This is a genomic window from Roseibium sp. (genome assembly GCF_965232425.1).
Lineage (GTDB): Bacteria > Pseudomonadota > Alphaproteobacteria > Rhizobiales > Stappiaceae > Roseibium.
Genome location: NZ_OZ246971.1, coordinates 1,915,730 through 1,932,846, shown reverse-complemented (window position 1 = coordinate 1,932,846; position 17,117 = coordinate 1,915,730). Strand labels below are relative to the sequence as shown.

19 protein-coding genes are annotated in these 17,117 nt (G+C 60.1%); 11 read left to right on the top strand and 8 right to left on the bottom strand.

Going from position 1 to position 17,117, the window contains the following annotated elements; genetic code table 11:
- Positions 1–66 precede the first annotated feature (66 nt).
- Positions 67–1,284: an acyl-CoA dehydrogenase gene (locus tag ACO08A_RS08730; RefSeq protein WP_319385248.1), complete on the bottom strand. Its 1,218-nt coding sequence runs from the start codon at positions 1,282–1,284 to the stop codon at positions 67–69.
- A 174-nt stretch (positions 1,285–1,458) separates the two neighbouring features.
- On the opposite strand from ACO08A_RS08730, the gene ACO08A_RS08725 reads away from it, so the two are divergent.
- Genes ACO08A_RS08725 through ACO08A_RS08715 form a run of 3 tightly spaced genes read left to right on the top strand, consistent with a single transcriptional unit; the run spans position 1,459 to position 4,117 of the window.
- On the top strand, positions 1,459–2,382 hold the full coding sequence (locus tag ACO08A_RS08725; RefSeq protein WP_319385249.1) for a LysR substrate-binding domain-containing protein: 924 nt from the start codon (positions 1,459–1,461) through the stop codon (positions 2,380–2,382).
- Between the two features lie 37 nt (positions 2,383–2,419).
- Positions 2,420–3,337 carry a lipid kinase YegS gene (yegS, locus tag ACO08A_RS08720; protein WP_422040733.1) on the top strand — a complete coding sequence of 306 codons (918 nt, stop codon included), beginning with the start codon at positions 2,420–2,422 and terminating at the stop codon, positions 3,335–3,337.
- A gap of 45 nt (positions 3,338–3,382) precedes the next feature.
- A complete protein-coding gene (locus ACO08A_RS08715) occupies positions 3,383–4,117 on the top strand; it encodes a hypothetical protein (protein ID WP_422040732.1) in 735 nt (244 codons plus the stop codon).
- 30 nt (positions 4,118–4,147) lie between these two features.
- Here the strand turns inward: ACO08A_RS08715 and ACO08A_RS08710 are convergent, their stop codons facing one another.
- Complete coding sequence (locus ACO08A_RS08710; protein WP_422040731.1) at positions 4,148–4,897, bottom strand: hypothetical protein; 750 nt, start codon at positions 4,895–4,897, stop codon at positions 4,148–4,150.
- Between the two features lie 333 nt (positions 4,898–5,230).
- On the opposite strand from ACO08A_RS08710, the gene gmd reads away from it, so the two are divergent.
- From gmd to ACO08A_RS08695, 3 genes are all read left to right on the top strand, one after another.
- On the top strand, positions 5,231–6,313 hold the full coding sequence (gene gmd / locus ACO08A_RS08705) for a GDP-mannose 4,6-dehydratase (protein WP_422040730.1): 1,083 nt from the start codon (positions 5,231–5,233) through the stop codon (positions 6,311–6,313).
- Positions 6,314–6,325: 12 nt separating this feature from the next.
- On the top strand, positions 6,326–7,315 hold the full coding sequence (fcl, locus tag ACO08A_RS08700; protein WP_422040729.1) for a GDP-L-fucose synthase: 990 nt from the start codon (positions 6,326–6,328) through the stop codon (positions 7,313–7,315).
- 93 nt (positions 7,316–7,408) lie between these two features.
- Positions 7,409–8,395, top strand: coding sequence for a glycosyltransferase family 10 domain-containing protein (locus ACO08A_RS08695; protein ID WP_422040728.1), 987 nt, complete (start codon positions 7,409–7,411; stop codon positions 8,393–8,395).
- A gap of 72 nt (positions 8,396–8,467) precedes the next feature.
- Here the strand turns inward: ACO08A_RS08695 and ACO08A_RS08690 are convergent, their stop codons facing one another.
- Complete coding sequence (locus ACO08A_RS08690) at positions 8,468–8,827, bottom strand: FkbM family methyltransferase (RefSeq protein ID WP_422040727.1); 360 nt, start codon at positions 8,825–8,827, stop codon at positions 8,468–8,470.
- 201 nt (positions 8,828–9,028) lie between these two features.
- Here ACO08A_RS08690 and ACO08A_RS08685 point away from each other — a divergent pair, with 201 nt between their 5' ends.
- The 4 genes from ACO08A_RS08685 to ACO08A_RS08670 are packed head-to-tail and all read left to right on the top strand — an operon-like array spanning position 9,029 to position 12,758.
- Positions 9,029–9,880 carry a thiamine pyrophosphate-dependent dehydrogenase E1 component subunit alpha gene (locus tag ACO08A_RS08685; RefSeq protein WP_422040726.1) on the top strand — a complete coding sequence of 284 codons (852 nt, stop codon included), beginning with the start codon at positions 9,029–9,031 and terminating at the stop codon, positions 9,878–9,880.
- Entirely contained in the window at positions 9,877–10,881 is a 1,005-nt protein-coding gene (locus tag ACO08A_RS08680; RefSeq protein ID WP_422040725.1) for an alpha-ketoacid dehydrogenase subunit beta, read from the top strand. The genes ACO08A_RS08685 and ACO08A_RS08680 overlap by 4 nt, the downstream gene beginning before the upstream one ends.
- On the top strand, positions 10,878–11,960 hold the full coding sequence (locus tag ACO08A_RS08675) for a biotin/lipoyl-containing protein (RefSeq protein WP_422040724.1): 1,083 nt from the start codon (positions 10,878–10,880) through the stop codon (positions 11,958–11,960). The genes ACO08A_RS08680 and ACO08A_RS08675 overlap by 4 nt, the downstream gene beginning before the upstream one ends.
- Positions 11,961–11,978: 18 nt before the next feature.
- Entirely contained in the window at positions 11,979–12,758 is a 780-nt protein-coding gene (locus tag ACO08A_RS08670; RefSeq protein WP_422040723.1) for a TylF/MycF/NovP-related O-methyltransferase, read from the top strand.
- Here ACO08A_RS08670 and ACO08A_RS08665 read toward each other — a convergent pair.
- Positions 12,748–12,987, bottom strand: a complete 240-nt coding sequence (locus tag ACO08A_RS08665) for a hypothetical protein (protein ID WP_422040722.1) — start codon at positions 12,985–12,987, stop codon at positions 12,748–12,750. The genes ACO08A_RS08670 and ACO08A_RS08665 overlap by 11 nt on opposite strands.
- On the opposite strand from ACO08A_RS08665, the gene ACO08A_RS08660 reads away from it, so the two are divergent.
- The gene (locus ACO08A_RS08660) at positions 12,898–13,212 is read left to right on the top strand and encodes a CmcI family methyltransferase (protein ID WP_422041730.1); all 315 of its coding nucleotides are present in this window, start codon (positions 12,898–12,900) and stop codon (positions 13,210–13,212) included. The genes ACO08A_RS08665 and ACO08A_RS08660 overlap by 90 nt on opposite strands.
- Here the strand turns inward: ACO08A_RS08660 and ACO08A_RS08655 are convergent.
- The 4 genes from ACO08A_RS08655 to rfbG are packed head-to-tail and all read right to left on the bottom strand — an operon-like array spanning position 13,193 to position 17,113.
- Complete coding sequence (locus ACO08A_RS08655; protein ID WP_422040721.1) at positions 13,193–14,299, bottom strand: DegT/DnrJ/EryC1/StrS family aminotransferase; 1,107 nt, start codon at positions 14,297–14,299, stop codon at positions 13,193–13,195. The genes ACO08A_RS08660 and ACO08A_RS08655 overlap by 20 nt on opposite strands.
- Positions 14,296–15,525: a methyltransferase domain-containing protein gene (locus ACO08A_RS08650; protein ID WP_422040720.1), complete on the bottom strand. Its 1,230-nt coding sequence runs from the start codon at positions 15,523–15,525 to the stop codon at positions 14,296–14,298. Before ACO08A_RS08650 ends, ACO08A_RS08655 begins: the two co-directional genes overlap by 4 nt.
- Positions 15,522–16,067 carry a dTDP-4-dehydrorhamnose 3,5-epimerase gene (gene rfbC / locus ACO08A_RS08645; protein ID WP_422040719.1) on the bottom strand — a complete coding sequence of 182 codons (546 nt, stop codon included), beginning with the start codon at positions 16,065–16,067 and terminating at the stop codon, positions 15,522–15,524. Before rfbC ends, ACO08A_RS08650 begins: the two co-directional genes overlap by 4 nt.
- Positions 16,064–17,113, bottom strand: coding sequence for a CDP-glucose 4,6-dehydratase (rfbG, locus tag ACO08A_RS08640; RefSeq protein WP_422040718.1), 1,050 nt, complete (start codon positions 17,111–17,113; stop codon positions 16,064–16,066). The genes rfbC and rfbG overlap by 4 nt, the downstream gene beginning before the upstream one ends.
- Between the last annotated feature and the right edge of the window lie 4 nt (positions 17,114–17,117).

Here is a 17,117-nt window from a genome sequence, read left to right as displayed (position 1 = left end):
GTATCTGAAAAGTCCTGTTGCGCAGGCAAAGCGCGGGGTAACCCCGCGCCGTGCTTCGAAGTTCGATCAGAAGAAGGCCTGGAGACCGGTCTGCGCACGTCCGAGGATCAGCGCATGGATGTCGTGCGTGCCCTCGTAGGTGTTGACGGTCTCAAGGTTCTGGCTGTGGCGCATGACATGGTATTCTTCCTGGATGCCGTTGCCGCCATGCATGTCGCGCGCCTGACGAGCGATATCGAGCGCCTTGCCGCAGTTGTTGCGCTTGATGATCGAGATCATCTCCGGGGACACCTGCCCGGCATCGAACAGCTGGCCGACCCGCAGGGCCGCCTGCAGGCCCAGTGCGATTTCCGTCTGCATATCGGCCAGTTTTTTCTGGAACAGCTGCGTCTGCGCCAGCGGCCGTCCGAACTGTTCGCGTTCCAGCCCGTATTGGCGTGATCGCATCCAGCAGTCTTCCGCTGCGCCCATCGTTCCCCAGGCAATGCCGTAGCGGGCGCGATTGAGGCAGCCGAACGGCCCCTTGAGGCCCGACACGTTCGGCAGAAGCGCATCTTCGCCGACTTCGACGTCGTCCATGACGATTTCGCCGGTGATCGATGCACGCAGGGAGAGCTTGCCGCCGACCTTCGGCGCGCTCAGGCCTTTCATACCCTTGTCCAGCACGAAGCCCCGGATGGCGCCGTCATGGGCCTCGGACTTGGCCCAGACCACGAAGACGTCCGCGATCGGCGCATTCGAGATCCACATCTTGCTGCCGGTGAGCCGGTAGCCGCCATCGGTCTTGATCGCGCGGGTGCGCATGCCCGCCGGATCGGAGCCCGCATCGGGTTCGGTGAGGCCGAAACAGCCGACAAATTCGCCGCTTGCCAGTTTCGGCAGGTATTTCTGCCGCTGCTCTTCCGAGCCATAGGCGTATATCGGATACATGACGAGGGAGGACTGCACGCTCATCATGGAGCGGTAACCGGAATCGACCCGCTCGATCTCGCGGGCGACCACGCCGTAGGAAACATAGGATGCGCCGGCGCAGCCGTAGTCTTCCGGCAGGGTGACGCCGAGCAGTCCGAGCTCACCCATTTCGTTGAAGATCGCCCGGTCGGTCGTTTCTTCGCGATAGGCATCGATCACGCGCGGCAGCAGCTTTTCCTGGGCGTAGGCGCGCGCCGTGTCCTGGATGAGCTGCTCGTCCTCCTGCAGCTGGTCGCGCAGATGAAAGGGGTCCTGCCAGTCGAAGGCTCCGCCCCCGGATGGGCTGGATTTGATCTGTACGGGTGCATTCATGGATCTTCTCCTGTGCCGGATCCCGGCAGTCGTAACGATGGCTGTGTGCGGTCGTGCATATCGCGACACGGCCCGAGATCATTCTGATTTTGCCAGTGTGTCCTGTTTTACGTTTGCGTTAAAGCGAAACCTGGTTCAACATTCATGACAAAATGGAATGAACAGGGATTTTGAATGAGACGCGCCTTTATTCCGTCTGCCGACACGCTGATTGCCTTTGAATGTGCTGCGCGCCATTTGAGCTTCACGCGCGCGGCCGAGGAACTGCACCTCACGCAAGGCGCGATCTCAAAGCAGGTGCGCCATCTGGAAACCAGGCTGGGCGTGGAGCTTTTCCGGCGGGTGCGCCAGCGCATTGTCCTGACCGATGCCGGGCGCATCTATCTTCACGACATTCGCGGCGCCCTGGAGCAGATGACATCCGCGACGCGGCAGGTGATGTCCTATGCGGGCAGCGCGGATGTCCTCAACCTTGCGGTTCTGCCGACATTCGGAACGCGCTGGCTGGCGCCGCGCCTGGCGGAATTCGGCCGAAAATACCCCGACGCGGGCCTCAATCTGAGTGTCCGTCTACAACCGTTCGATTTCGATGAGGAACCGTTCGACGGGGCCATCCATCACGGTGATCCGGTCTGGGCGGGCGCAATCGCGGAAAGGCTCTTTGCCGAGGAAGTCATTCCGGTGTCCTCGCGCGCCTTCAAGGAACGGCATGACATCCGTTCACCGCAGGACCTGGCCCGTGTCCCCCGACTGCAGCTGGCAACACGGCCGCTGGCATGGCGGCAATGGTTCGACCTCGCCGGGGTCGAAACCGATACCGCCTTTCAGGGCGCGCGTTTCGAACAATTCGTCATGATCTCGGAAGCGGCGATACATCATGCCGGGGCCGCCCTGATGCCGAAACTGTTCATCGAGGATGAACTGGCATCCGGCCGCCTTGTGCGCCTGTTCGATCTTTCACTTGATCAGCAGACCGCCTACTACTTCGTTTATCCCGAGGGCCGGACCATGCGGCCCGTCGTGTCCGCCTTCCGGAAGTGGTTGACGGAAGAAGCCGAAACCGCTCGGGTAAGACGGGAGACAATGCTTCCCGAATGAGCGGTGGTTCGAGGAGGCGCGATGTGACTGGAGCGTTATGAAACAGACGGAAAAACAGCATCTCCGGGTGATCCTGAACGGAAAGTCCGCGGGCCGGAACGATATCCGCGCGGCCATTGGCGCGGTGCGCGACATGGGCCATGACGTTTCCGTGCGGGTGACCTACGAGGCCGGCGACACTGCGCGTCTTGCAAGGGAGGCCCTTGCCGACCATGAGTCCGAGCGGATCGACACGCTGGTGAGCGGTGGTGGCGACGGCACCATTCACGAAGTCGTCGACAGCGTTCTGCATGAACTCGGCACCGGGGAAAGGCCCCCGTTTTCCTTCGCCGTTCTGCCGCTTGGAACAGCCAACGACTTTGCCCGGCACATCCGGCTGGATCCGGCGGACGTGTCGTCATGTTTGCGTTTCGCGGCGCGCGCGGGCGCCAAGCCGACGGATGTCGGGGAGGTCAATGGATGCTGTTTCATCAATATGGCGACGGGCGGCTTCGGGACGCAGGTGACGTCACAGACCGACCCGAACCTGAAACGGGTTCTGGGCGGCGCCGCCTATCTGTTCACCGGCCTGCACCGGTTTTCGGAATTGTCGGCCTGCGAGGGCCGGATCGAGGCTGAGGATTTTGCCTGGGAGGGGGCCTTCATCGCGCTTGCCATCGGCAATGGCCGCAGGGCGGGTGGCGGTATCCGGCTGTGCCCGCGCGCCAAGCTGGATGACGGTCTGCTCGACCTCACGATCATTCCGTTCCCGAAGTCCGGAAAGGTGTCGGACCTGCTGGCGACGCTGCTGGAGAGCGGCGTCGACGGCATGAAACACGGCATCGTCCAGCGCAAGGCGCGCAACATCGAAATCCGGACGGCGAAAACGGTTCAGTTCAACCTGGATGGTGAGCCCATGAATGGACAGGATTGGAAGATTGGGATAAGGCAGCACCAGATAGACATGCGGCGCTAACCGCACCGGAACGGCCCGGCCGACGAAGAAGATCCAGACGCCAACATGGACGAGTACCAGCTCAAGAACCTCCTGAAATTCGCTCTTCCGCGTATCGGGATCGTCCCCCGGAAACACCTTCTGGTGCACATCCCGAAGAACGGCGGCATGGCAATCCGCGAGGCGCCGGCGCTGAAGGACAGGATCGTCATCGCCCATCGAAGACGCCTCGTCAGCAAGGCCTATGCCGATGACCTCAAGGGCTACATGGCGTCAAACGGCATGCACCCCGGATACGAGCACGCGCGCTTGAGGGATATCGACATATCCGTTCGCAAGGGCACGATACCCTTCGCGGTCATCCGCAACCCGTGGGCCCGGACGTTTTCGCGGTTCAAGTTCTACATCCAGACCCGGCAGAGCCACGAACTCGACTTGCAGATGACCAGGGGCGATTTTGCTCGATTTCTCGAGACGCGGCACGAGTGGGGGCAAAAGGACTATTTCTGGCACCGGGCGTCGCTGGGCTGGTACCCGCAACACGACTACCTTATCGATGAGGCAGGAAATGTTGCCGTCGACATACTGCGCCAGGAACATCTCGGCCGGGAAGTGGCGGATTATTTTGGTATTCCGGATACCCTGGAGCGCAAGAACGTTTCAAAGAACGCCGCCTCCGATTTCAGGGACTTCTACGACGAGACCAGCATTCGGATCGTCGCCGACTGGTACGCCACGGAAATCGATGTGTTCGGCTTCGATTTCGACACTCCGGCACAAAGGGCGACCCGGTTCTCCTAGCGGTCGCCGCGCAGAACACCCACCGTCCGCTCAGCTCTGCTCGGGCTTGACCCAAACACTGGATCCGTCTTCGACCGTCTTCGTGATACCACGTTCGTCGCGATGCTGCCGGCCGATGTCGCGCGCCACATATTCACGCCGTTTGCCGATAAACCTGTTCCTGAATTTCGACGTGAAGCTGTTCAGGGCCGGGTTCAGGTAGTTCAGCTGCTTTTCGGGATCCAGCGTCTCGTCCATCAGCTCCGAGCAGCGCAGCGCAAATTCCCGGCGCACGAAACTCGGGCTGGTCGTGAAGATCGGGCGTTTCTTGTTGACGCTTTTGCCGAAGTCGCGGCCCAGAACCACGAGCCGGCTCGGCTCATAGTGAAACCTCGACCGGTACCCCCAGTTCTTTTCGCGGGTCATGAGCGTGATCTGGGCGACACGCCGCTCATGTGCAGCCTTGAATTCCTCGCTTGTCACTTCCCGTTCAAGCATCCAGTCGTCTTCCAGATGGAAGCACCACGCGCTCCGGGGCTGGCTCCAGAGCCATTTTACGGCGCGGGTGAAATGCGGCTTTTCGGGCGTGCGCGCGACGACATTATTGAAAACTCTCCGGCAGATTGCCTCGCAGGTGGCCACTTCGTCGGGACCGCCTTCAAAGGGGTCGATGTTGACGAAGCAGGTTTGCAGTTCGAAATTCTTGAACAGAAGCGCAGAAAAGCTCTTGAGCGTTGTCTCGAGCAGCGCGGGGCGCGCACCGGAAACAAGGGTGACATCCAGATCTGGTTTCAGGGACATATATCCATCTGGCGAAAAACGGGTTGGGGCCGGTTCGTTCATGGCCGGCCGCAAGGATGACCACGTTATGCCAAGGGCAAGAAGAGAAATCCAGCGGAACTTGTGAGGGTCGCCGGAAGCCGGCAAAGGTGTTTCGGAACCGACGTTGTCGGGCGGATGTCCGGTCCACCGCGCTTGCTCACGGCAATTGAAGGCATGCAGAAGGGCATGCTCATGCGGGGTTTTGTTGCTTCTGAAGGCCGCTTGCGTTAACTGGGCGGACCGAGCCGAACGCGAACGTGTGTTCCAACGGATCGACGACCTGAAGCGGACCCAACGAAAAGCAACGAGCAAATGACCAAAACCGCCCTCGTGACCGGAATAACAGGCCAAGACGGTGCATATCTCGCGGAACTTCTGCTGCGCAAGGGATACACCGTCCACGGGATCAAGCGCCGGTCTTCGTCCTTCAACACCGGCAGGATTGACCACCTGTATCAGGACCCTCATGAGAGCGATGTCAGGCTGCACTTGCACTACGGCGACATGACGGACGCGACAAATCTGATCCGCATCATGCAGGAAGTCCAGCCCGACGAGGTCTACAACCTTGCCGCCCAGAGCCATGTTCAGGTGTCCTTCGAGACGCCGGAATATACCGGAAATGCGGATGCGCTCGGAACACTGCGGCTCCTCGAGGCGATCCGGCTGCTCAACCTGACACAGAAGACCCGGTTTTATCAGGCGTCCACATCGGAGCTTTACGGCAAGGTCCAGGAAATTCCGCAGTCGGAAACGACGCCCTTTTATCCGCGCAGTCCCTACGCCGCGGCCAAGCTCTACGGCTACTGGATCGTGGTGAACTACCGCGAAGCCTATGGCATCCATGCCAGCAACGGAATTCTGTTCAACCACGAAAGCCCGATCCGCGGCGAAACCTTCGTGACCCGCAAGATCACCCGCGCGGTCGCGGCCATCAAGCTCGGGCTGCAGGACCAGCTGTTCCTGGGGAACCTGGATGCGGAGCGGGATTGGGGACATGCCAGGGACTATGTCGAAGGCATGTGGCGGATCCTGCAGCAGGACACATCCGACGACTACGTTCTGGCGACCGGAGAAAAGCACTCCGTGCGCGAGTTCGTCGATATGGCGTTTGCGGAAGTGGACGTGACGGTCAGGTGGGAAGGAACCGGCGTTGACGAGAAGGGGTTCGACGCGGACACCGGCAAGCCGCTCGTCTCCGTTGACCCCCGCTACTTCCGTCCGACCGAGGTCGACCTGTTGATCGGCGACGCCAGCAAGGCCCGGCGCGTGCTCGGCTGGGCACCGCAGACATCCTTTGAAGATATGGTGCGGCAAATGGTGCGCTCCGATATGGAAGCCCTGCCGCGGGAGCTGAGCGGCCGCGGATTGCCGGCGATCAAGGACGGGCAATGAAGGGCAGGCTCGATGCAGGCGAATGACCGGAAGCAACATGAGGTCCCGAACAAGTGCGGCCTTGCAGGCAAGCGTATTTTTGTCGCCGGCCACAATGGCATGGTCGGCAGCGCGATCGTGCGTCGCCTTCGGGAGGAAAACTGCGAGATCCTGACGGCAGGCCGCAAGGAGCTTGATCTCAAGCAGCAGGCCTCCGTCGACGACTGGATGGAGCAGGCGCGGCCCGACCTCGTCTTTCTGGCAGCTGCGAAAGTCGGCGGCATCGCGGCCAATGACGCGCGTCCGGCAGACTTTCTCTACGACAATCTGATGATCGAAGCGAACCTCATCGAGGCCTCCTTTCGCGTCGGCGTTGAGAAACTCCTGTTTCTGGGGTCGTCATGCATCTATCCGAAATTCGCCGACCAGCCGATCGTGGAAGGGTCTCTCCTGACCGGTCCGCTGGAACCGACCAACGAGTGGTATGCCATCGCGAAGATCGCCGGCATCAAGCTGGCACAGGCCTATCGCAAGCAGCATGGCTGCGATTTCATCTCCGCAATGCCGACCAATCTTTACGGGCCGGGCGACAATTTCGACCTGGAAACCAGTCATGTGCTCCCGGCTCTCATCCGCAAGGCGCATGAGGCGAAGCTGCGGGGAGACAGGGAACTTGTCATGTGGGGAACCGGTTCGCCCAGACGGGAATTCCTGCACGCGGACGACTGTGCGGATGCCCTGGTTTTCCTCATGGAGAACTATTCCGGGTATGAACACGTCAATGTCGGCAGCGGAACGGACTGTTCCATCCTGGACCTGACGAAGCTGGTCTGCCGCGTTGTCGGGTTCGAAGGTGAGATCACGCACGACCTCAGCAAGCCGGACGGTACGCCGCGCAAGCTCATGGACGGCAACAAGCTCAAGTCCCTGGGGTGGCAACCGCAGCGCGCCCTGGAAGACGGGATCAAAACGACCTACGAGTGGTTTCTGCGGGCCGAAGAGGTCCGCACTGCGACTGCTTAGAGCGAAACCAGAGACGGTATTCTTCAAGAACGCGTGCCGGGGAGACAGGGCAGCCGTGAACAGAAATTGCGATATGCATGTCAGGAGGCAGGCTTGATCAGGGCAGGGTTCGTTTCATCGTCGCCGCAATGGCATTGGGAACGCCAGTTTCCCGGATCCCGGCCGGTCTGGGACGGTGTCGAATTTGTCTTTTCGGGCAGCTTCGACAACTGCGACATCGTCTTCGTCTTCGACGCGGTACCCGATGACCTGTCAGGCCGTCTGAGTGCACCGCGCAGCATGTTCATCGCTTCCGAACCGGCAAGCGTGAAAACCTACAATCATGACTTCCTGGCGCAATTCGACCGCGTCCTGACGACGGACCGAAGCACGAGGCATCCACACGTCATCTTCGGGCAATTGGGATTGCCATGGCATGTCGGTGTCTGGGACAACACAGGTGCCATGTTGTCGGAGCCGATGACCCTGGATGATTTCGAGGTGTTTCAGCCCACCAAGACGAAATCGGTCTCCGTTGTCACATCGAACAAGGCATTCACGGAAGGACACCGTGCCCGCCTGGAATTCGTGCGCAGGCTGAAGGCCTATTTCGGAGACGAGATTGATCTCTTCGGCCGGAACATAAACAATTTTGGCGACAAGCTGGAAGTTCTCTCCGAGTACCGGTATCACATTGCGATCGAGAACAGCAGTTATGACGACTACTGGACGGAGAAATTGTCGGATCCGTTCCTCACGAATACATATCCTATCTACTACGGGTGTGCGAACATCTCGCAGTATTTCGATCTGCGCGCTGTTTCACCTTTCGATCTAGCCGACGAAGACGGCGCAATCGCAACGATCAAGCGGCTGATCGAATCGGACGAGGCGGAACGCGTCGGCGAGCACATGCGCGAAGCGAAGCGGAAGGTTCTCCGCGAACACAATCTCTTCGCGATTCTGGCCAAGGCAGCATCAACGGTATGGAGTGATACGACCGGGCGAAGACACAGTCTCTTCACTGAACGCGAGCACGTGAAAAACAAGGTGCGCTTCAAGCTGAAAAAGATGATCAGCGCGGCGAGAAACAAGCTTTGATCCGCCGGCCCGATGCGCTCTCTGAAATGATCGGTTCGTGAAAGGCCCGCTCACCAGCGCCTGAACCGGTGGCTACCTGCTCTGGTTTTCCCACACGAACGTGTAGCACCAGTCGCATTTGTGGGTCTCGCTCAGCTTCTTCAAGATCGCGCGGCGCATCTTCTTTGCACGCTTGATGAACGTGTGGAACTGCACCTGGATGTTGTCGATTTCGGTAGTCATCGGATCCGACATCATGTGCGGCAGAAGATCAAACTCGCCGCCCTCGATATTGATCTTGATGAGATCGATGCGGTCGACCTCAAGTTCGCGCACGACCTCCGAGAATTTCCGGATGGAAACCGACGTTGACGCATCTTCCGGCTGGCCGCGCCGGTCTCGAACGTTCTCCGGCGGCAATTTGCCGACAATTCGGGGCAAAGTAGTTGACAAGTCGCGCGCGAAGAGGCCTAAGCACAGGCTAATCTGTCCCCGCCGGTGCAGGTTTCATCCTCGGCGGCGCGAAGCCTTTTTCACACGGTGCATGAAAAGCGGGTGCAGCGGTCGGAAACGCACTGTCAACGACACATTGCTGCGCATGCCGGAACTGGAATGTTGAGAACGAGCGATTCATCGGAGATTTTTCTCCGCCGGATGATCACGATAAGAAAACTCGAAGAGCGGTTGCTGGAGCTGTTCTCGAGTGGACGGCTTGCCGGCACGGTGCATACCTGCATCGGGCAGGAGGCCTGCGCGGTCGGCATCGCGTCCGCTCTGGATCTTGACCGCGACATCGTCTTTTCAAATCATCGCGGCCACGGTCATTACATCGCATACAGCGATGACGTCGAGGGCCTGATCGCAGAGGTGATGGGCCATCCGGACGGGGTCTGCGGGGGCATCGGTGGCAGCCAGCATGTCCAGCTCCGGAATTTCTATACCAATGGGATACAGGGTGCGGGTGCCCCGATCGTGGTCGGCATGGCGCTGGCCGAAAAACTGAAGGGAACCGGCAGCGTCGCCGTCGTGAACCTGGGAGACGGAACCTTCGGCGAAGGCGCCCTGTACGAGGCAATGAACATCGCTTCGCTGTGGGACGTCCCGATGATTTTTTCCGTCGAACACAACCGGTATGCCCAGACGACGCCGTTTGAGCTGCAGCATGCCGGTGATCTGTCTGGCCGCGGCGAAGCCTTCGGCATCGAGACGCATCGATTGGACGGCATGGACGTGCATGCGGTCGCAGAGGTGGCATCCGGCGCGGTGGCAAGGGCCCGCTCCAGCATGCGCCCGCAGCTGATCTTCATGGAAACCTACAGATTTGCGCCGCACTCCAAGGGCGACGACTTCCGCGACCGGAGCGAGATCGAACGGTATCGGCAAAGGGATCCGATCATCCTGCTCGCCAGGCAGGCCGGATTGGAGACGCATGTCGGCGAGATCGAAGCGGAGGTCAAGGAACGCCTCGACAGCATCGTCCGCAGGCTTTCGGAGGATCGCCCGTGACGCTCTACATCGACAGCGTGAGAGACGCGCTGGACCGCTGCCTGGCTTCGGATCCCGCGGTACATGTGATCGGCGAAGATATTCTTGATCCCTACGGCGGCGCGTTCAAGGCGACGAAGGGTCTGTCGACGAAGTATCCGGGGCGCCTGCACACGACCCCGATTTCCGAAAGCGCGATTGTCGGAGTGGCAACCGGCATGGCAATGCGGGGCTTGCGGCCGGTCGCCGAGATCATGTTCGGTGACTTCATGACGCTATGCGTCGACCAGATCGTGAACAGCGCAGCCAAGTTTCCGCTGATGTACGGCGAAAAGGTGAAGGTGCCGACCGTGATCAGGACACCCGTCGGCGGCGCGCGCGGATACGGACCAACCCACAGCCAGAGCCTTGAAAAGCTCTTTTTCGGTGTTCCGGGTCTCGATGTCGTCGCCCCCAGCCGCCTTCACAATCCAGGCGATCTGCTGGAGAAGGTGATCCTGAAAAGCGAGGTTCCGACGCTTTTCGTGGAAGACAAGGGGGACTATCCGCAGCACCTTTATCCCGACGCTTTTTCCGGCTTGTCGGTGACGGAAATCGAGGGCAAGGGCAAGCTCCCGACGGTGGTTGCGGCCAACTTTCCGGAAAACGCCGTTCCCGACGTTGCAATCATCGGCTACGGGGGCGCTGCCTCGTTGTCGGCTGCCGTCCTCGATGAGCTGGCAGACGAGGAAATCTACGGCGTCCTGATCGCGCCTGCCTGCATCAACGACATCGGGACGCTTGACAAGGCCATCGGGCAGATACCAAGGAATGTGCCGGTCCTGATTGCCGAGCAGGGGACGCTGGGATTTGGCTGGGCCGGCGAGGTTATGGCGCGCATGCTGGAAATCGGAACGCCGCCCAGGCAGGTTGTCCGCCTTGCGGCCAGGCCTGTCGCCATTCCGGCCGCCCGGCATCTGGAAGCGGATGTGATCCTGAATGAAGCGGCGATCAAAAATGCGATTTTCGAGGTCCTGTCATGACCACTGACATTTGTGTGCCCTTTCTGGGGGTCAACGACACGGAAGCCCAGCTTCAAGACTGGTTGGTAAACCCCGGAGACAGGGTTTCCCAAGGAGACGACCTTTGTATCCTGGAAACGACGAAGGCGACGATTGAAGTGTCCGCGGAAGCCGAAGGTTTCGTCTTCCCGCTCGCGCAAGAGGGGGACACCTTGAAAGTCGATCAGGTCATCGGTTTCTGCTCGGAAGATCCCCGTTTTGATATTGAGGGCCACCTGGCGGCTCTTGCCGAGGCATCATCGTCGATCCCGGTGCCGACCAAGAAGGCGGAACTGCTTATAGCCAGAAACGGTCTCGATCTCAGGAGTGTCCAGGAATTCGCGGGCGACAACCGGGTCACCGAACAGGCCGTCCTGGATTTCATGGCCAAGGACGTCGGAGACAAGGCGCGCCTGGGGTTCGATACGGGGACCCGTGTCGGTATCATCGGCGGCGTTTCCGGGGGCGGTGCACTGATCGTCGCGGACGCGCTCACCCGCATCCCCGCACTCCATGCGGCGGCGATCTACGACCGCGACGAACAGTTTCACGGCAAGTCCGTGCTCGGGCTGCCGGTTGCCGGCAATCTGGACATGTTCCTGAGCGACCTGTCGGACGGAAAGGTCGACGCGGCGGTTCTCGCTTTCAACAGCAATCTGGAAGAACGCGATCGCGTTTTCAATTCACTGGTCGAACAGGGCGTGCATTTCGTCAACGTCATCGATCCGAGTGCCGACATCCGGTCCGGTGTCGAACTGGGCGTTGGAAACGTCATCCTGGGACATGTCTATATCGGTGCGGGCAGCCGCCTGAAGGACAACAATTTCGTGTCGGCGAATGTTGCGCTTGAACATGGCAACGTTCTGGGATCGAGTTGTGCCTTTGGTCCGGGTGTCTTCACCTCCGGAAATGTTTCGATCGGCGACAGGGTAAGATTCGGAACGGGTATTTTTGTCGAACCGGGTCTCAGCATAGGCGACGACAGCGTGATCGGTTCGGGCCGGACGATTGTGACCGGCATCAAGGCGAATACCAGGCTCACCTCACAAGCCAAGGCTTGAACTGCAAGGAACGACAAGGTGTCGAACGAAGAATTCTCCCTCCGCGATCCAAAGAACCAGAACTCGAACGAGCATCAGTACCGGGAAGACATCGGCCCGTATTTCGAACAGTCGCGCGGGACGACGTTGAACAAGCTCGAAAACTTCACCCGCTTCGTGCCGCGACAAACGCTTGCTCTGTTTCTGGCGAAGAACGCGCTCTTCGAGCAGATCGTCAACGTACATGGGTCGATCGTCGAGTGCGGCGTGTTCATGGGTGGCGGGCTGTTTACCTGGGCGCAGCTCAGCGCAATCTACGAGCCGGTGAACCACAACAGGAAAATCATCGGCTTCGACACGTTCGACGGGTTTCCCGAACTCACGGAAAAAGACGGGGCGAACGAGTCCGGAGACGGGGAGTTGTCTCATCGCAAGACCGGGGGCTATCGTTTCGATGGTGAGGAGGAACTGCGCGAGGGCGTCAAACTCTATGATCAGAACCGCCTTGTTGGCCACGTCAACAAGATGGAACTGGTAAAGGGGGACGCGCTGCAGACGATTCCCGAATATGTCGACGACAACCCGCACACGGTCGTGTCGCTGCTTTATCTCGATTTTGATCTGTTCGAGCCTACCATTGCCGCGCTGAAAGCTTTTTTGCCTCGCATGCCGAAAGGCGCCGTGATTGCGTTCGACGAATTGAACCAGTCCTACTGGCCCGGCGAAACACTTGCCGTGATGGAAGCGGTCGGCCTGAACAATCTGCAGGTCAGGCGCTTTCCGTTCACACCGGCGCTGTCCTACGCAGTCATCGATTGATCGTTAAGAGGAATTCGAGGTTTCCGGGAACATCGCCGCCCTGGGCGAAGACCGCGCGCTGCATCAAAAGACCCGCGACTGGCTGCTGCACTCCGCCATTCACAAGTACGCGTACAACTTTTCCTGGCTCGGCAGGCCGATCAGCCAGTATCCGCAGGACATCGTCGCCTTTCGGGAACTGGTCTGGCAGGTCAAACCCGACCTGATCATTGAAACGGGCATCGCGCACGGCGGATCACTGATCCTGTCCGCGTCCCTGCTGGCCATGATCGATCTCTGCGAGGCGACGGAAAGTGGCGAGCTCATTGAGCCCCGCAAACCCAAGCGCACCATGCGCGGGGTCGATATCGACATCCGGCCGCACAACAGGGCCTTCATTGAAGCGCACCCGATGTCGGCACGGATCGACATGCTGGAAGGATCGTCGGTTGAGTTCAGCGGAGAAATGACCTGACGACGTCGGCCACGCGGTCTATGTCCGCGTCGCTCATGTCGTGATAGCTGGGCAGGTTCACGGCCCTTTCCGGAACATCCCATGCGACTGCGTTTTGCTTCGCCGGCGTGAACATGGGCAGGGAGGAAAGCGGATAGAAGAAGACCCGCGCATCGATGCTGGTTTTCTTGAATTCTGCCAGAAGCATGTCCCGCGTGACGCCCAGATCCCGGTCGAACACGACCGTCGGCATCCACGCGCCGTTTACGGTTCCGGGAGGTTCGGGGTTCAGCTGAAGGCCCTGATAGGTCTCCAGCCTTTCCCGGTATTTAGAAAAGATTTCGCGTTTGCGCGCAATCAGGTCGTCGATTCGCTCCACCTGGGCAAGACCGATGGCTGCCTGAATGTTGGACATCTTGTACTTGAAGCCGAGTTCGTCGGGCCAGAACTGTTTGGTTTGGCTCCGGGACCTGCCGTGGTTGGACAGGGTCAGCACCTTTTCGAAAAGACCGGTGTCCGAGGTCACAAACATGCCGCCTTCACCGGTCGTGAGCGTTTTCGTGCCGTGGAACGAAAAGGTGCCGAACGTGCCGATCGATCCGGCGCGCCGGCCCTGGTACTGGCTTCCGATGGCCTCCGCTGCATCCTCGATCAGGTAGAGATCGCGCTCTGCGGCGATCTGCTGCAAACGCCCGACATCGCAGAGATTCCCGTATAGGTGCACTGCGAGAATTGCCTTCGTGCGGTCCGTGATGGCCGCCTCGACCTTGTCCGGGTCCAGGCACCAACTCACGGGATCGATGTCGACGAACACCGGCGTCGCGCCGAGATGCCGGACGGGAGCAACCGAGGCGATCCAGTTCGTGTCGGCAAGGATGATCTCGTCACCCTGGCCGATGCCGAGGGCGGCCAGGCCCATATGCAGTGCGCCGGTACAGCTGGATGTCGCGATTGCGTGTCCTGTTCCCAGGTGCGCTGCGAAGGCCGTCTCGAATTTCTTGAGATAGTCATAGCAGCGCTCGCCCCAGCCGTTTGCGGCGGCGTCGGTTGCATACGCGACTTCCCGGTCCGTGATGGACGGCTTTGTATACGCGATACGGTTTGTCATGAGAGTCTGAGTTCTGGAACTGCCGTAACGAACTTTACCGTGCCGGGCACTTGCCCGGCAAGTTGCGAACGCACTTCGGCGGCAATGTTCCATGGCAGGATCAGGATGTAGTCGACATGCCGCTCGCTGAGCATGTCGGGCGGGAAGATCGGGATGTGGCTGCCGGGCAGGAACTTTCCCTGTTTTGCAGGAGCCGCATCGCAAACGAACGAGACCAGGTCCGGCCGCACGCCCGAGAAGTTGAGCAGGGTATTCCCCTTGGCTGCCGCTCCATAGGCTGCAACCGTCTTGCCGCTGCGTTTGGCGTCCAGCAGGAATTCCAGCAGTTGGTCCTTGATGCTCTCCGCGCGCTGCTGAAAGTTCTCGTAGAAGTCCGGCGTGGTCATTCCCCGTTTTTGCTCTTCCGCCAGAAGACGCTGCAATGCATTGCTATCGCGATGTCCACTGTTCGAATGACATCCGTAGATCCGCAGGCTGCCCCCGTGGGTCGGCAATTCCTCGACATCGAACACCCTGAGACCCGCCGCGGCAAAAGCCCGGCTGACGGTCCCCAGCGAGAGATAGGAAAAGTGCTCGTGGTAAACCGTGTCGAACTGGCAGAATTCGACCATCCTCATCAGGTGCGGAAACTCGAGTGTGATGACGCCTTCCGGTTTCAGAAGCTGTTTCAGGCCCTTGGTGAAGTCGTTGATGTCGGGAACATGGGCATAGACGTTGTTCCCGATGATGAGATCGGCTTGTCTGCCCTCATCGGTGAGTTGAGCGGCAAGGGCTTCTCCGAAGAACTCCTGCAGGACATCGATACCGAGGGCTTCCGCCGCCTGTGCCGTGGATCGGGTCGGTTCGATGCCCAGTGAGGGGATGCCGGTCTCGACGAAGTTTCGCAGAAGATACCCGTCATTGGACGCGACCTCGACAACGAAACTGCCCTGTCCGAGGCCGAGGCGCTTCGTGATCATCTCGCTGTATTGCGCCGCGTGGGTCAGCCAGCCCTTGGACGTTGACGAGAAATAGGCGTAGTCGTTTGCGAACAGGCTCTCGGCGTCCGTGTAGTCTTGCGTCTGAACCAGAAAACATGCGTCGCAGACCATCAGCCGGAGCGGATAGGTGACCTCCGGTGCGGACAGATCGGAGGCTTCGAGATAGGCGTTCGACGGCGGGGCATACCCGAGGTCGAGAAACTCGCGGTGAAGCTTCGTTCCGCAATGGCGGCAGGTTTGATTCATGAAATGGGTTCCACTTGGGAAAGGGGCGGCAGGGACTTGTCGCGGTCTGACAGGGTGCCGATCTCCAGGGGCCAGACGATGCCGACATCCCGATCGCTGAACAGCAGGCCGCCCTCGTGTTGCGGGCTATAGCTCTTGGAATGAAAATACAACAGCTCCGCGTCATCGGTCAGGGTCTGGAACCCATGGGCGAAACCTTCGGGAACATAGATCATTTCGCCCCCCACCGCACTGAGCGTCACCGAGGTCCAGCTCCCGTAGGTTGGCGAGCCTTGTCGCAGATCGACAATCACGTCGAAGACGGCTCCTTGCATGCATTTGACCAGTTTGGCGTCGGCCTCAGGGGGGCGCTGGAAGTGCATGCCGCGCACCGTGCCTTTCGCGGCGCTGTGCGAGACATTGCATTGCGACCAGTCTGTTGAAAGCCCGTGATCGGCAAACTCCTCTTCGCAGAACAGGCGGGCAAAAAAACCGCGGCTGTCGCCCTTGCGTTCGAGATCGAGCCTGTAGGCGCCTTCAAGGGGAAGCGGCGTGAACTTCATGATCCGGTCTCGAAAGCTGCAATTTGCGCCTGGCAGATCTCGGCTGCGTCGCGTCCGTTGGCGACCTGCCGGTACCATTCGACCGTCATTTCGACCGCACGCTCGAACGGCCACACGGGTTTCCAGCCGAGTTCGCTCTTTGCCTTTTCGATCGTGAGTGACAACCGGCCCGCCTCATGGGCTGCCGAGGGATCGCCCGCATCGATCCATTTGCCCGGCCAATGCGACAGGATGGTTTCAACCAGCGTTTCGACCGGGCTCACGTCGGAGAGCTCCGGCCCGAAATTATACGCTGTTTCGAACGGTGCTCCGGTGTTCGAGCCGTGCAGTCTTTCCGCCAGCAGCAGGTATCCGTGCAATGGATCAAGCACGTGCTGCCACGGCCGTATCGAAGCGGGATTGCGAATAGCGATCGGGCGTCCGGATATGAGTGCGCGGATGATATCGGGAACCAGACGGTCTTCCGCCCAGTCGCCGCCACCGATGACGTTGCCGGCACGCGCGGTTGCGATTTTCAGATGATCGTCACCAAAGGACCGGCGCCAGCTGGCCGATACCAGCTCTGTTGCGGCCTTGGAAGCCGAGTACGGGTCATGGCCACCCAAGGCGTCGTTCTCGCGGTAGGCGTGCGGCCATTCATGGTTTTCGTAGACCTTGTCGGTCGTTACGATGACGGTGGTGACAGGCGCGGACCGGGAGCGAAGCGCCTCCAGGAGATGCGCCGTGCCCATGACATTCGTCGCCCAGGTCCCGACCGGATCGCGATAGGACCGCCGGACCAGGGATTGGGCGGCGAGGTGCAGGACGATCTCGGGCCTTGCCGCTTTGACGGCCTCGGAGACTGCGGTCGCATCCCGCACGTCGACGAAGTCCCCCGGCATTCGCGACTTGAGCTGCAACCGGGAAAAGAGACTGCCGTCATCTTCGGGCGGGAGGGCCAGCCCGGTGACATGCGCGCCGCGCCCCAAAAGAAGTTCGCACAGCCAGGCCCCTTTGAAGCCGGTGTGTCCCGTAACTAGAACCCGCTTGTTGTGCCAAAATCCCATGGGT